10 protein-coding genes are annotated in these 13,733 nt (G+C 69.6%); 4 read left to right on the top strand and 6 right to left on the bottom strand.

Features of this window, described 5'->3' with window-relative positions; translation table 11 throughout:
* Positions 1 to 292: 292 nt before the first annotated feature.
* Positions 293 to 994, bottom strand: a complete 702-nt coding sequence (locus tag ABZV38_RS36715; RefSeq protein WP_356332804.1) for a response regulator transcription factor — start codon at positions 992 to 994, stop codon at positions 293 to 295.
* Positions 995 to 1,335: 341 nt separating this feature from the next.
* Between ABZV38_RS36715 and ABZV38_RS36710 the strand changes: the two genes are divergently transcribed.
* Positions 1,336 to 2,403 (top strand): zinc-dependent alcohol dehydrogenase family protein, encoded by a 1,068-nt coding sequence (locus tag ABZV38_RS36710; protein WP_356332802.1) that lies wholly within the window; start codon positions 1,336 to 1,338, stop codon positions 2,401 to 2,403.
* A gap of 22 nt (positions 2,404 to 2,425) precedes the next feature.
* On the opposite strand, the gene ABZV38_RS36705 is transcribed toward ABZV38_RS36710, so the two are convergent.
* Positions 2,426 to 3,301 carry a universal stress protein gene (locus ABZV38_RS36705; protein WP_356332800.1) on the bottom strand — a complete coding sequence of 292 codons (876 nt, stop codon included), beginning with the start codon at positions 3,299 to 3,301 and terminating at the stop codon, positions 2,426 to 2,428.
* Positions 3,302 to 3,674: 373 nt separating this feature from the next.
* Between ABZV38_RS36705 and ABZV38_RS36700 the strand changes: the two genes are divergently transcribed.
* A complete protein-coding gene (locus tag ABZV38_RS36700) occupies positions 3,675 to 4,133 on the top strand; it encodes a cyclic nucleotide-binding domain-containing protein (RefSeq protein ID WP_356332798.1) in 459 nt (152 codons plus the stop codon).
* A 109-nt stretch (positions 4,134 to 4,242) separates the two neighbouring features.
* On the opposite strand, the gene ABZV38_RS36695 is transcribed toward ABZV38_RS36700, so the two are convergent.
* The gene (locus ABZV38_RS36695; RefSeq protein WP_356332796.1) at positions 4,243 to 5,103 is read right to left on the bottom strand and encodes a universal stress protein; all 861 of its coding nucleotides are present in this window, start codon (positions 5,101 to 5,103) and stop codon (positions 4,243 to 4,245) included.
* A gap of 147 nt (positions 5,104 to 5,250) precedes the next feature.
* Positions 5,251 to 6,978 (bottom strand): GAF domain-containing protein, encoded by a 1,728-nt coding sequence (locus ABZV38_RS36690; protein ID WP_356332794.1) that lies wholly within the window; start codon positions 6,976 to 6,978, stop codon positions 5,251 to 5,253.
* 271 nt (positions 6,979 to 7,249) lie between these two features.
* On the opposite strand from ABZV38_RS36690, the gene ABZV38_RS36685 reads away from it, so the two are divergent.
* Positions 7,250 to 7,954 (top strand): pyridoxamine 5'-phosphate oxidase family protein, encoded by a 705-nt coding sequence (locus ABZV38_RS36685; protein WP_356332792.1) that lies wholly within the window; start codon positions 7,250 to 7,252, stop codon positions 7,952 to 7,954.
* 142 nt (positions 7,955 to 8,096) lie between these two features.
* On the opposite strand, the gene ABZV38_RS36680 is transcribed toward ABZV38_RS36685, so the two are convergent.
* Positions 8,097 to 11,831 (bottom strand): S8 family serine peptidase, encoded by a 3,735-nt coding sequence (locus tag ABZV38_RS36680; RefSeq protein ID WP_356332790.1) that lies wholly within the window; start codon positions 11,829 to 11,831, stop codon positions 8,097 to 8,099.
* Between the two features lie 219 nt (positions 11,832 to 12,050).
* Entirely contained in the window at positions 12,051 to 12,692 is a 642-nt protein-coding gene (locus ABZV38_RS36675) for a S8 family serine peptidase (RefSeq protein ID WP_356332806.1), read from the bottom strand.
* A 188-nt stretch (positions 12,693 to 12,880) separates the two neighbouring features.
* On the opposite strand from ABZV38_RS36675, the gene ABZV38_RS36670 reads away from it, so the two are divergent.
* Positions 12,881 to 13,567 carry an alpha/beta hydrolase gene (locus ABZV38_RS36670; protein WP_356332788.1) on the top strand — a complete coding sequence of 229 codons (687 nt, stop codon included), beginning with the start codon at positions 12,881 to 12,883 and terminating at the stop codon, positions 13,565 to 13,567.
* Positions 13,568 to 13,733 lie beyond the last annotated feature (166 nt).

The raw sequence follows: 13,733 nt of genomic DNA, 5'->3' as shown, positions 1-13,733 counted from the left end.
CGCGCTATACCCTCATTATAAACCCGCCGCGTTTATTATTCTCACTTCTCCTGGGGCCCCACCCCCCCCCCACACGCGTCCTCCACCCGCGGTGCGGGTCGCCGACGGTGCGGCAAGGACTCATTCGGCGGCGCGCAGCGTGGTCACACGGAATTGTCACCTGCTGACGGCCGTGCGGGAGCGCACGTCCGCGCGTGTGTCCGAGGGCGGGCCGGGCGGCAACTGACCGGCTCGGCTCGGCACGGAGGCCGATGAGGACAACCCGTGGTCCGTCCTGCGGGCTTCGGCTCCGTCAGTGATTCCCGTCGGTGTCGGCAGCATGAGGACGGGCCTCAGTGGCGATGACAGCCGCCTGGATGCGGCGTTCCACACCCAGCTTCGCAAGCAGCCGCGAAATGTGGTTCTTCACGGTCTTTTCCGAGAGGAAGAGCTGCTGGCCGATTTGGCGGTTCGTCATTCCCTCGCCGATCAGGACCAGGATCTCGCGCTCGCGCGGGGACAGCCCCGACAGGGCGTCATCCGCAGCACAGACAGGGGCGTCGTCGCGCCGGAGCGTCCTCATCAGACGTGTGGTGGTGGCGGGATCGAGCATGGACTGGCCCGATGCGACGGCCCGGACCGCCGTGACAAGGTCGGATCCCTTGATCTGCTTGAGTACGTATCCCGAGGCGCCGGCCATGATCGCGTCCAGCAGCGCGTCGTCGTCGTCGAACGAGGTGAGCATCAGACAGGCCAGGCCGGGCATGCGGGATCGCAGTTCTCGGCAGACGGTGATGCCGTCACCGTCCGGCAGACGTACATCCAGGACTGCTACGTCCGGCCGTAGCGCGGGGCCGCGGGCGAGCGCATGGTCGGCGGTGCCGGCTTCACCGACGACCACGATGTCCGGCTCGGTGTCAAGCAGATCACGCAGGCCCCGGCGTACGACTTCGTGATCGTCGAGCAGGAACACCTTGATGGGTGCTGATTCCGAGAACTCGGGTGCGTCATCCATGATTGCCCCTTGCCCGCTCGTGCGTTTCGGCCCTTGGAGCCTTGCCCTTTCTGGTGGCGCCGGGGCAGAACGGCTCAACGTCGTGTGCCGTGGAGCCTGCGTGCTCCCCGACGGGACGGCTGGGTTCCCATTCAACATCGACAATGCCCGGTACCGCGCGCACCGGCCCGGAGCCCTCGTCCTGCGGGCGTAATTCCACTGTCGCTCTCCGGCCGGCTTCGCCGATTGGGCCGGTGCACCCGTTCTGGGTACCGACCGGCCCATGCACGTCCGCCGCACTCCGGCACAGGATGGGCAGTGGAAGGGCAGTACGGAGCAACGCGCACCAGGGAGCGATCGCGATGAAGGCATTCGTTTTCCACGGGCCGGGCAAGAGTTCCTGGGACGAGGTACCGGACCCGGATATCGAGGACGCGTCGGACGCCATTGTCCGAGTCGGCACGACAACGATCTGCGGCACCGATCTGCACATCCTCAAGGGTGACGTACCCGAGGTGTCGCCGGGCCGGGTGCTCGGCCATGAAGCCGTCGGGGAAATCGTAGAGGTGGGCGACGATGTGCGGACGGTCCGTCCTGGGGACCGGGTGCTGGTGTCCTGCATCTCCTCGTGCGGCCGTTGCCGCTTCTGCCGTGAGCAGCGGTACGGGCAGTGCCAGGACGGTGGCGGATGGGTACTGGGACACCTGATCGACGGCACGCAGGCCGAGTACGTGCGCATCCCGTACGCCGACCTGTCCGTGTACCCGCTGCCCGCCGCGGTGGACGACAAGGACGGGGTCCTGCTCTCCGACATCTTGCCCACCGCCTATGAGGTGGGGGTGCTCAACGGCGGCGTCCGCCCGGGCGACACCGTGGTCATCGTCGGCGCCGGCCCGATCGGACTGGCCGCCATTGCCACCGCGCGACTGTACTCCCCGGGGCGGATCATCGTGGTGGACCTGGCGCAGTCCCGGCTGGAGGCGGCACGTGCGCTGGGGGCGGAGGCCGTGGTCAACGCGGGAGAGGATCCTCAGCAGCTCGTCGAAGACCTCACCGAAGGCCTCGGGGCCGATGTGGCCATCGAAGCGGTCGGCGTACCGGACAGTTTCGAACTGTGCACGAGGGCGGTCCGCCCGGGTGGGCGTGTGGCAAACGTCGGGGTGCACGGCAAGCCCGCAGACCTTCACCTGGAGGATCTGTGGATCAAGGACGTGACGATCACGACGGGGCTCGTGGACACATACTCCACGCCCGTCCTGCTGCGCCTGCTCGCCGCAGGTCGCCTGCCCACGGGCTCGCTGGTGACGCACCACTTCGACCTCGCCCAGATGGAGGAGGCGTACGAAGTGTTTGCCGCCGCAGCCGATACCGGCGCACTCAAGGTGGTGCTGGGCGGCGTGCAGCACGACATCGTCGATGTGCCCGCATGACCCTCGATCGATCGCCTCGTCACTACTGGGGCTGTGGCACCACTGCGACCGGACAGTGCGCATGGTGGAGTGCCGCGTGGGCCGTCCGGCCGATCTGCAGGCCGACACGCCCGTGTCGGCGCGGCGCTCCCACGACGAGGAGGTCGGCGGCGGCAGAGCGGTGTACGAGCACCTGATGGGCCGGGCCTTCGACCGTGGAGTGGCGGACGGCGACATCGGGATGCTCGCCCAGGAACGGTCCGAGGGCCTGATCGAGCTCTGTTTCTGCGCGCATCTCGCGGGAGATGCCGGAGGTGCTCGTGTCGCGCCGGAGGCCGGTTCCCTCGTACGCGGGGCGACGCCAGGAGCGTACGGCGTCGATCTCACATTTCCGGACGGCAGCCTCCCGGAACGCGAACGCGACGGCAGCCGCTCCCTGCGCCGGATCGGCGACACCGAGGAGGATGCGGCCGTGCGCGCCGACCGTTCCTGGGGCATCGCCACGCACCACGACGACGGGGCAGTGGGCGCGGGCCGCCACGGCCAGACTGACCGAGCCCAGCAGGAGCTCCTTGAGCTGGCCGCGGCCTCTCGAACCCGTGACGAGCATCGTGGCCCTGTGTCCCTCGTCCAGCAGCGCGGTGACCGTGTCCTGCGCCAGCACCTCGGCCGTGACCCGCACATCGGGGTTGCGGACTGCGGCACGTGCGGCTGCATCGGTCACAATGCTGTCCGCCAGCACCTGCTCGGAGGGGCGTTCGAGGCTCTGTTGCAGGCTCGCCGCCTCGTATCGTTCCCATCGGGAGACGTACACGATGCGCAGCGGGAGCCCTCGGCGGGCCGCCTCGTCCGCAGCCCAGTCGACTGCCCGGAGACTGGAATCCGATCCGTCCACGCCCACGACCAGGGGCAGCTCCATCGTCCCCACCGCCTTTCTTCCCGCGGCTGGAAGAGCCCCGTGCCGCCACCGTGACACCCGCACGTGACCCGCGGGAGGGGCGATCGGTACCCAATGGGGGACGTTCGGCCCTACGCGAGCGGCAGTTGCCCGGAGCCTCAAACGCAGCGCCGACAGATGCGGCCGACCCTCTCGGCGGTGAGCCGGACAGCCCGTAGGGCCGGTCGGTCCCCCGGTCGCCCCCGTGCAGCCCCTGCGGACCACCGGAAAATCGGTGGAAACTGGTATCAGCTCCGTCGGAGAAGGCGTCGAGACGACCGGGACCGAGAAGGGACCATGCGCTTCTCGCCACCTCACCGACGAAGAATGCCGCCCCTGCGGAGGAGACCCGATCATGACCACTCCGACCCTGCGGTCGCTCGGCGCCGAGCACCGCGACCGGCTCATGCACTTCGCCCGGGAAGTGGCGTTCCCCGAAGGGGCACGCATCTTCGAAGAAGGACAGCGCGCCGACCACTTCTGGATCGTGCGGACCGGCACGGTCACTCTCGACTTCCGTGTGCCGGGACGCCCCCCGGCGGTCATCGAGTCCCTCGGCCAGGGTGAACTCATCGGCTGGTCCTGGCTGTTCAGCCCCTATGTGTGGCAGCTGGGGGCAGAGGCGATGACACCGGTACGTGCGTATGAGCTCGACGCGGCTCAGGTACGCCAGGCGTGCCAGTCGGATCCCGAGCTGGCCACCGCCGTGGCCCTGTGGGTCGCCCGGGTGGTGGCCCAACGGTTGCAGTCCGCCAGGGCCCGGCTGCTCGACCTGTACGCCCCCCACGGAAGTGGGCTGACCGATAGCACCTGAGCCGCCGCCCCGGCCGGGCGGACCGCCCACCTGTGGCTGAAGCGGGCTGCAGAGCGCTTACGGCAGCCGACGGTCTCACCGCGCGGTGCCGGGCGCGCTCGCGGCCGGTTCACGGTGCGGGAACGGTGATGACGGGGCAGGGCGCCCGGTGCAGCAGACCGTGGACCACCGATCCGAGCCGCATGCCGGTGTACCCGCCCTGCCCTCGCCGTCCGACCACGACAGCCAGGGCGCCCTCGGACGCCCGGGCGAGCTCTTCCACGGGGTGCCCGCGCACCACCTCGTGGGTGACGTGAACGTCCGGATACTCGGCGGACGGCCCGGCGATCGCCTCGGACAGCAGCTGGAGCCGCTCCGGCTCCGCCGAAGCCGGCTCCCTGAAGGAGACCAATGAGGGCTGCCGGACCAGCACGGCACGGACCTCGGCGCCGCGCAGGTCGGCCTCCTCGAAGGCGAAAGCCACAGCCGCGGCCGACGCCGTGCTGCCGTCGACTCCGACGACCACGTGGGGCGGCTCCTGGGTGGTGTGCTCGGGCTCCCGTACCACGACGACCGGACAGGGGGCCTGCGCACTGACCGGCACGGTCACCGAACCGGCGCTCAGGAATTCCGCAAGGCGGCCCAGCCCGCGCGATCCCAGCACGATCATGCGGGCCTGCCCGCTGTGCCGGCAGATCAGAGGGGCAGGCATTCCGTCCAGCAGCTCGGTGACCACCTTGAGGTCCGGATGCCGTTCGTGGATACGGGCTGCCGCCTGCGCGAGCGAGTCGTCTCCGTGGGCACGCAGAGCCAGATGCTGTGCGGTGCTGTCCACGTGGTGGCCGTGGTGCGTCGGAGGGACAGCCAGGAGGAGCCGCATGGACAGCCTTCTGCGGTGGGCCTCGTCGGCTGCCCAGATGAGCGGCAGGTCGAACGGTCTGTTCAGGTCGACACCGACGAGTACCTCGGAGTGGTCCAGGTTGCTGGTCATGACTTCTCCTGTTCGGGCCTTGTTCCAAGGGGGCATCCTTCACGTTGCCACCACGGCTTTGCGGCAGACGAGGGTCGGAGGGGCCCGGGTGGGGCCCGAAGGTCCCCCGACCGCCGCGCGGCGCGAAGGCCATGCCGGGCGCGCTGCTCAGCGGTCCGCTTCCGTGTCGGACAGAGGCACCCGCCACACAATCCTGGTTCCGCCGCCGGGCGGGGCGTCCTGACGGAACACGCCTCCCAGTGCGACGGCTCGCTCTTCCATGTTGTGCAGTCCACTTCGCGCAACTCCTGGTGGGACGCCCACTCCGTCGTCGGTGACAGTCAGTGTCAGCTCGCCTGCGGCCGCCTCGACGCGGACGTCGACGTTGCGAGCAGCGGCATGCCGGGCTGCGTTGCTCAGAGCCTCTCCCAGGACCGCGATGAGGGGACCGGAGACCGCCCGGGGCACTTCGGCGTCAATGGCACCGTCCACCCTCAGTGTGGGCCTGAAACCCAGCAAGGGCGCCGCGGTCTCGATGGCCGCGGCCATCTGACTCGTCACGGCGTGGGCTCGCCAGCCGTCTTCGTGGGTCCGCAGACCGAAGATGGTCGACCTGATGACCTTGATGGTGTCGTCGAGATCGTTCACGGCCCGTTCCAGGCGCTCTGCGGACTCCGGGTGCTGCACGAATTTGAGTGCACTCTGCAACGTCATACCGGTCGCGAACAGCCGCTGAATGGCAAGATCGTGCAGATCCCGGGCGATCCGGTCCCGGTCCTCGAGCAGGGCGATCTGCTCGGCGTCACTGCGCCGATCGGCGACTTCCATGGCCAGTCCCGCCTGCGCGGCGTAACCCGCCAGCTGCGCTATCTCAACGGGCTGGAACTCCGGCCGGCCGCCGCTGCGGGCCAGCAACAGAACTCCGCGGAGGCTCCCACGCTGTCCGACGGGCACCGCCACCGCCGACCCCAGCCCCTCGTACCGTGACGCGTCCTGACCCAGCCGCGGATCATGCGCGAGGTCACTGCTGACCAGCGGCTCCGCCGCCTCGAACGCAGCTCCGACGAAGTTCTCTCCCAGCCCCGGAATGTCGCCCCGCACCGGGCTGTCGGCGTCGATGGTGAGCGCATTGCGCAGCCGTCCGCCGTCCCCGGAGGGCACGGCCATCACCCCGAACTCCGCCGAGACGATCTTCATGGCGCGTTCGATGATCACCTTCATGACCTCGGTGCCGGACGCTCCCGACAGCAGGATGCTGGTCACCTCGGCGCTCGCTGCGTTCCACTGCTCGCGTCTCCGGGCCTCCTCGTACAGCCGCGCATTCTCGATCGCCACTCCCGCTGCGACCGCGAGAGTGGACAGTACCGCCTCGTCCTCGGCGTCGAACTCCCTCGCGCTCCGCTTCTCGGTGAGGTAGAGGTTGCCGAAGACCTCCTCCCGGACGCGGATCGGCACCCCGAGGAACGAGTGCATCGGTGGGTGATGGGCCGGGAAACCGTAGGACGACGGATGATCGGAGAGCTCCGCCAGCCGCAGCGGTGCCGGATGCCGGATCAGCTCTCCGAGAATGCCGTGCCCACTCGGCAGAGAACCGATCCGCTCCCGCTGCTCGTCGTCGACGCCGACCGTGAGGAACTCCGAGAGCCGGTCCTGATTGTTGATCACTCCCAGTGCGCCGTACCTGGCGTCCACGAGCTCGACAGCGGCCTCGACGATTCCGCGCAGTACCTGGGCGAGGTCCAGTTCCCTCCCGACCGAGAGAACTGCCTCGAGGAGACTATGCAGGCTGTCACGCGTTCCGCGTACGGCACTGATACGGACCTCCAGCTCGCGGAGAAGCTCGTCCAGAGGGAACAGCGCGAGGCCCTCGGCACCCGCCGCATGTTCTTCGCTCACCGCGACACCATCCCCTCCGGTCCGGTTGGCGCCTACTTCTCACGATAGGACTCCGGAGGAGATCGGGCCCGCCCCGCTGAGCCCGGCCACGCGGTCGGCAGACCACCGTGCCCGTCCCGTGGCCGGATTCCGGGAGGGGCTGAGCGGGGCGTGGACCGGGCCGATCGGCCCATGCGGCCTGCGTCGTTCCGGCACAGGATTGATGCTGAGGCCGAACGGCGCGAAAGCGCAGGACAGTGATTGCACCGACCATCAGAGGGATGTGCGCAGCATGTCGGAGGAAGAACCCCGCGAGCCCTCGCGCGAGGAAGGCACGCCGGCGCCGAGTGACGTGGGCCGGCGCGTTGCGGCACGTCGCAAAGAGCTGGGACTCAGCCAGCAGGAAGTGGCCGAGAGGTCCGGTTCGGCGACCACTTACATTCAGTACGTCGAGGAACACCAGGCCATGCCCGCTATGAGCTTCCTGCTGCGGCTGGCCAACGCTCTGGACACCACAGTCTCCGAGCTCACCGGCAGCAGTATGGATCTTCCGCCCGGCATCGGCCATGCGGGTTATCACTCGCAACTGATCGAACTGAGCGCTGATGAGTGCCGCGCGCTGCTCTCCACCCACGGGGTGGGGCGGATCGCAGTCTCCACGGCGGAGGGGCCGGCAGTTGTCCCGGTCAACTACGTGGTCGTCGGCAGCAGCCTGGCCTTCCGGACGGCACCCGGCTCCACGCCTGCCGCCGCAGCGGGTCACGTGGTCGCCTTCGAGGTCGACCACATCGACGACGCGCTGAGCCAGGGCTGGAGTGTTCTGGTCACCGGCACTGCGTCGACCGTGACCGACCCGAACGCCGTACAGCAGCTGAACGAGGCGGCGTACACGGACCCGTGGCCGGACGGACGCCGAGACCTGTGGCTGACCGTCGCTCTCACCCGGCTCACCGGCCGGCGCATCCACGTAGGCCGGAGCCACATCCCGCCTGGATGATCCGGGTGGCCCCGTACGGCGAGACGGGACCCTTTCGGACCGGCCCGGGTCCTGACCCCGCCGACGAGCGACCACGGGCGCTCAGCGCATGCGGCAAGGGGTGGGAGCTGCGCCGCCGACGGCGCAGCTCCCACCCGGTCCGCTACTTCCGCACGCCCACCGCGCGGATGATCTCCTGCTTGACCGAGCCGCCCCGGTCGTCGGCGGCCGAGGCCCGCACGGAGATGTACTGCGCGTCGTCCGGCACCCGCACGGAGCCGGCCCAGGCGGCGGGCTTGCCGCGTACGCCGTCGAGTTCGACGGACGTCCACGTCGCGCCGTCGTCGAACGAGACCTCCAGCGTGGAGCCGGTGATCCGCCCGGTGTCCGGCGCGCCCTTGACGTACTCGGAGAAGATCCCGAGATCCAGCCGCTTTCCGGCCCGCACATCACCATGCAGGTCGGTGTCGACGTCGAACCCGAGGTTGAGCATCGGCAGATACGTCCACCGGTCGGCCGGCGTGGCGGACGACTTGAAGGTCCATTCGGAGTGGCCCTTCGTGGCGAGCCGCCAGACCTCCGGGTCCAGGGTGGTGTCGGTGACCACCTTGAAGTCCTGCTCGGTCAGCTTGACGTTCCGGGCGTACGCCCCCGAGCTGGTCTTGCGGTCGACCCGCACCCCGTCCACGTACACCTCGGTGAACTGGGTCATCGAGCTCTCGTTCCACACATCACCGAAGCCGGTGTGGTCCGGTCCCGAGTCACCCCAACCCGGCGTGTTGAATTGCAGGTTGTTGCCCGCACGCTCCTGGCCCCAGCCGAGGCCGGTGCCCAGCCACGGGTGCCAGACCGGCTTGAACCAGTCGGTTCCGGAGCGCGTGCCGCCGCGGTAGTGCACGATGCCGCTGCGCTGCTCGATGGCGCCCGGGCCGTTGGACATGGACTCGTGCCACCCCTGGCCGGGGCCGGCGCTGATGTAATCGGTGCGCTCCGCGGGGAACTTGATCTTCTCCTGGAAGCCCATGCCGATGGGGAACGTATCGGTGATCGAGTAGCGGAACTCGCCGCCGTCGGCGGCCTTCGGCGCGTGGAACTTGTTGGTGACGACGGCCAGTTCGCTCCTGCCCGGCCGGTACGTCAGATCAGCGGGGATCGCCCCCGGGTATCCCTCGGTGAGGTCGTACACATACGGTGTGAACTGGGTAGCGGTCAGTTCCACGCCCCGGTCGAGTCGGGCGGCCTCGATCAGCCGCGCTCCGTCCGCCGCGTTCACCGATGCGATGTACAGCGGACGTGTCGCCCCGCCGGCCCCGCTGAACACGGCCGACAGCCGCCCGGGAGCCTCGTCGGTGACGAACAGGGCCTTGGCACCCGCGTCCTGTGCGTTCTGAGCCAGCTCGGCGGGGGTGATCGCGTCGGTGCGGCGCACGACGACCGCTTTGCCCTGCACGTTTTTGCCGGCGTAGGAAGCGGGGCTTCCGGTGTCCGCGTCCACGAGGGACATCCGCTTCCGCCCGGTGAACAGGTCCGATCCGGGCTGGACGACCGTCTCGCCGAGCCGCTTGCCGCCCGCTTCGACATCGAGCATCGGCTTGCCGAGCCGCCAGACGGTCCGGTACTCGAAGGTGCCCGTGGCAGGCTTGTGGGTCGGCGCGGCGAAGATGCTGTCGTACTTCAACGGGACCTGCACGGCCCCCGTGTACGACGCGCCGTTCGCCGCCCGGTTGAACTTCATCAGCAACTGACGGGTCTGGGTCCGCTGGTCCACCTCGGCTCGGATCTCCCGCAACTTGCGCCCGTCGAGGGTGACTTCGCGGTCACGGTCCAAGGTGACCTCGGGCTCGGTGAGAAACCCGAGACCGAGCGAGTCCTTGCCCTTGCTGCCGCGCACGTCGAGGAAGCTGGACAGGGTGTACGTGCCGGGCTGCAGGCGCAGCTCGAGCGTCCCGGAGTCATCGACCGTGGCGGGGAAGGGTGATGCCCCCTTGGCCAGCTTCTGCACGGCCAGATATGCGGCGGACGCCGCGCCGTCGCGGTCCTTGACGTGGACGGTGAGGGTGTAGCGCTCGTCCTCCTTGGTCAGGCCGAAGGCCGTGTGCGCCACCACCGTGTCGCCGTCCTTGGCGACGATCCGGCCGGAGGTGGTGCCGACCGGCGCTGCGGTGCCATCACCGGTGACCGCGGTCTGAGCGGTGCCGTGCGCGGGCACGGTGAGGGTGGAGTCGGCGAGGGTGACCACGCCGGCGGGAGCGCCCTCGGCGGTCAGCGCCAGGGTGACCGGCCGGTCGGAGGCGTTGGTGTACGTCAGCGTCTTCGTGACCGGCTTGTTCGCCTCGTACGGCCAGCTGGTGAAGCCGAGGTCGGCGCTGCCGGTCGCGGTGATCTGCGCGGCGATGGCGGACGGGACGTCGACGCGCCCGGCACCCACCTCGTACGACGTGCCGCTGATCTGCTTGGACGTGCTCATCAGCCCGTCCTTGAGCTGCTGTCCGCTCCAGTCGGGGTGCTTCTCGGCGAGCAGCGCCGCGACGCCCGCGACGTGCGGGGTGGCCATGGACGTACCGCTCATCGACGTGTACGGGCCGCTGCCGGAGACGAGCTGCGAGCGGGCCGCGAGGATGTTCACGCCCGGCGCGGACAGGTCGGGCTTGAGCGCGTTGTCGCCGAGGCGCGGGCCCTGGCTGGAGAAGTACGCACGCTTGTCGGCGGAGTCGACCGCGCCGATCGTCAGCGCGGAGTCGGCGGCGCCGGGGGAGCCGATGGTGCCGGGGGAGCCGGCGTTGCCGGCCGCGATCACGAACAGGGCACCCGTGTCCTTGGAGAGGGTGTTGACCGCCTGGGCCATCGGGTCGGTGCCGTCACTGCCCTGCGACGATCCGAGGCTCATGGAGACGATCTTGGCCTGGACGTCCTTGGCCGTCCACTCCATACCGGCGATGATCTGCGACTCGGTACCGGACCCCTGGTCGCTCAGGACCTTGCCGACGGCGAGTGTGGCGCCGGGCGCGACGCCCTTCTCCTTGCCGTCGGACGCGGCACCGCTGCCACCGACGGTGGAGGAGACATGCGTGCCGTGCCCGTTCCGGTCGGCAACCTCCTGCCCCTCGATGAAGCTCCTGGTCTGGCTCACCCGGTCCTTGAGATCGGGATGGGTCAGGTCCACGCCCGTGTCGAGGACGGTGACCTTGACCCCCTTGCCGGTCAGCCCCGCCTCCCAGGCCGCGGGGGTACCGATCTGGGCGTTGCTGGTCTCCATGGCGGCGTCGACCCGGGCGTCCAGCCAGATCTTCTCGACGCCGCCCGCCAGACGCACACGGCCCGAAGTCGCGCTGCGTGCCCCGGAGGTGACGCCCGGCGCGACCGTGCGCCAGAACTCCCCGGACTTCGACGCCTCCAGGGCCGCACCGCCCACGCTCGGCAGCCCACGGACCTGGCGGGCTCCGCGGGGCGTCGCGCTCCGGGCGTTCTTCGTGTACGTCACGATGAGCGGCAGTCCGTCGGAGGACGGGTCACCGAGCCCCTGCTCGATCAGAGCGGTGACGTCGAAGAGTTCGGCGTCGAGGACGCCCGCCTGGAGGTAGGGCCGGGCCTCGTCGGGTATGACGGTGATCCGGCCGCCGGATATCTCGCTGCGAACCGCTCCGGTCGCGCCCTCGGGACGCTCCACGGCGACCGACTTCCGGCCCGCGCCGAGGTCGGTCACGGTCACCTGGTCACCGGTGATCAGGGTGACGGTTCGCGCGGTGGTGGGTGCGTGTACAGGCGACGCGCCACGGTCGGTGCCCGCCCCCGCCGTCCCCACTGCCCCGGCTGCGACAGCCTGCCCCGCCGACAGCAGTACGAGCGACAGCCCGGCTGCCAGCAGCCGGGACCCCCGCCGCGCGGATGCTCTGGTCATGGATGTCTCTCCTCCGCGCACCCGGCGAATGGGTGGTTCCGGGTGCTGCGAAGAGTTTCCGCGGCGGCAACTCGCTTGTCGTTGTTCTGACTTGGCGGATACCTGCCGTGGCGGAGACTCGTCAGCGCCGGACGCGGAGCATGGACTCGCCTTACGCCCAGCCGTGGTGGCGGGCGTACCAGCCGAGCTGGATGCGGGTGGTCGCCCCGGCCTGGGCCATCAGCCCCTGGATGCGCCGCTGCACGGTGCGCGCCGACATGTCCACCTGCGCGGCCACGGCGTGATCGGTGAGACCGGCGAGCAGAAGACGCAGTATGAGGGTGTCCGGGACATCGATCCCGTGGTGCGGTTCGCCGTAGGGGCGAGCGCGTTCCCAGACGGCGTCGAAAAGTGCCTGGGCGAGGTGGCGAGGCCGCCACGCAGGACGAGGCCGGGGCCGACCTCGCTGCCGGAGCCGTGCAGCGGAAGCATCGCCACCTCGCCGTCGCAGACGATGAGCTTGAGCGGCACGCCATCGACCGTCCGGATCCGCATCCCCCGGGCGAGCGACTCGTGCACATTGTCGGCAGCGCCCCTGGCTTCGTGTTGACCAGGGCGCGAGCCGCGAGCGAGTCCAATGCGTCCGCGACTGCTGTACGTGCTGCCGACCGCGATCGCCCCGTCCGCGACCGCGGGTGCCGCGGCGTTGAAGGGACCGGCGTAGCCGTTTCCGTTGGCGACGACCGTGGGAACGCCGGAGTCCACCAGGTGGTTCACCGCGAGCGACAGCACGCTGCTGCTGCGGTTGCCGGTCGCGCCGAGGCTCATGTCGACGACATCCACCCCGTCGGCGGCGGCCCGGTCGAGCGCGGCCAGGATGATGGCGTCGGTCGGCGTGTTCTTCGCGGCGGCTGGGGCAGTACATCACTCGGCACCGGAAGCAGCTGCATGCCGACGCCTTTCGTTCGGGTTGTCGCCCTGCATCGTTGTGCGGTGGCGGGCGTCAAGGGGCCCGCCTAGCGTGACCGATGGCAGCAGAGCCCCGGAGAAAGAGAAAGGGTGCGAACCCCATGGCTGACAAACCCGCCATCGTCCTGGTCCACGGCTTCTGGGGTGGCGCAGCCCACTGGGGCAAGGTCATCACCGAGCTGCACAAGCGAGGCTTCAACTCCCTGCACGCGGTGGAGAACCCGCTGACCTCGCTGGTCGAGGACGCCGCGCGCACGCGGAAGATGGTTCAGCAGATCGACGGACCGGTGGTGCTGGTCGGCCACTCCTACGGCGGAGCGGTCATCACGGAGGCCGGGGACCTGCCCAACGTATCCGGGCTGGTCTACATCGCGGCATTCGCCCCGGACGCGGGTGAGAGCCCCGGTCAGCTCACCGAGGAAATGCCTCCGGCCGCGATGGAGAACCTGGCCCCGGACTCCGACGGCTACCTCTGGATCAAGCAGGACAAGTTCCACGAGAGCTTCGCCCAGGACCTGCCGGCCGACGAGGCGCTGGTCATGGCAGTGACCCAGAAGGCACCGCTCGCATCGACATTCAACGACACCGTCACCGCCCCGGCCTGGCGCGTAAAGCCTTCCTGGTACCAGGTCTCCACCGCGGACCACATGATTCACCCGGACAACGAACGCCGCATGGCGCAGCGCATGAACCCGCGAAAGATCACCGAACTGTACGCAAGCCATGCTTCCTTGGCCTCCCAGTCCGGCCCGGTCACCGACCTGATCCAGGAGGCGGCCGGCGTCTGACTGCGGCCGCCGGCCGAACGGAGCGCCTGGCCGCGGGAGGCGTGAAGCGCGCCCGCGGCCAGGTCGGCCGGTCAGCCCTTGCGGGTGTTGACCTCGTCGGTGAGCTGGGGGACGACCTGGAAGAGGTCGCCGACGACGCCGTAGTCGACGAGGTCGAAGATCGGGG

Source organism: Streptomyces sp. NPDC005181 (assembly GCF_040608395.1).
Lineage (GTDB): Bacteria > Actinomycetota > Actinomycetes > Streptomycetales > Streptomycetaceae > Streptomyces.
Note: the sequence above shows the minus strand (reverse complement) of the source record. Positions and strands in the feature narration are given on the sequence as shown.

What these genes read in the sequence shown, in the direction of transcription:
- ABZV38_RS36715 (WP_356332804.1), bottom strand. Translation starts at nt 994, where the DNA reads ATGGATGACGCACCCGAGTTCTCGGAATCAGCACCCATCAAGGTGTTC.
- ABZV38_RS36710 (WP_356332802.1), top strand. Translation starts at nt 1,336, where the DNA reads ATGAAGGCATTCGTTTTCCACGGGCCGGGCAAGAGTTCCTGGGACGAG.
- ABZV38_RS36705 (WP_356332800.1), bottom strand. Translation starts at nt 3,301, where the DNA reads ATGGAGCTGCCCCTGGTCGTGGGCGTGGACGGATCGGATTCCAGTCTC.
- ABZV38_RS36700 (WP_356332798.1), top strand. Translation starts at nt 3,675, where the DNA reads ATGACCACTCCGACCCTGCGGTCGCTCGGCGCCGAGCACCGCGACCGG.
- ABZV38_RS36695 (WP_356332796.1), bottom strand. Translation starts at nt 5,103, where the DNA reads ATGACCAGCAACCTGGACCACTCCGAGGTACTCGTCGGTGTCGACCTG.
- ABZV38_RS36685 (WP_356332792.1), top strand. Translation starts at nt 7,250, where the DNA reads ATGTCGGAGGAAGAACCCCGCGAGCCCTCGCGCGAGGAAGGCACGCCG.
- ABZV38_RS36680 (WP_356332790.1), bottom strand. Translation starts at nt 11,831, where the DNA reads ATGACCAGAGCATCCGCGCGGCGGGGGTCCCGGCTGCTGGCAGCCGGG.
- ABZV38_RS36670 (WP_356332788.1), top strand. Translation starts at nt 12,881, where the DNA reads ATGGCTGACAAACCCGCCATCGTCCTGGTCCACGGCTTCTGGGGTGGC.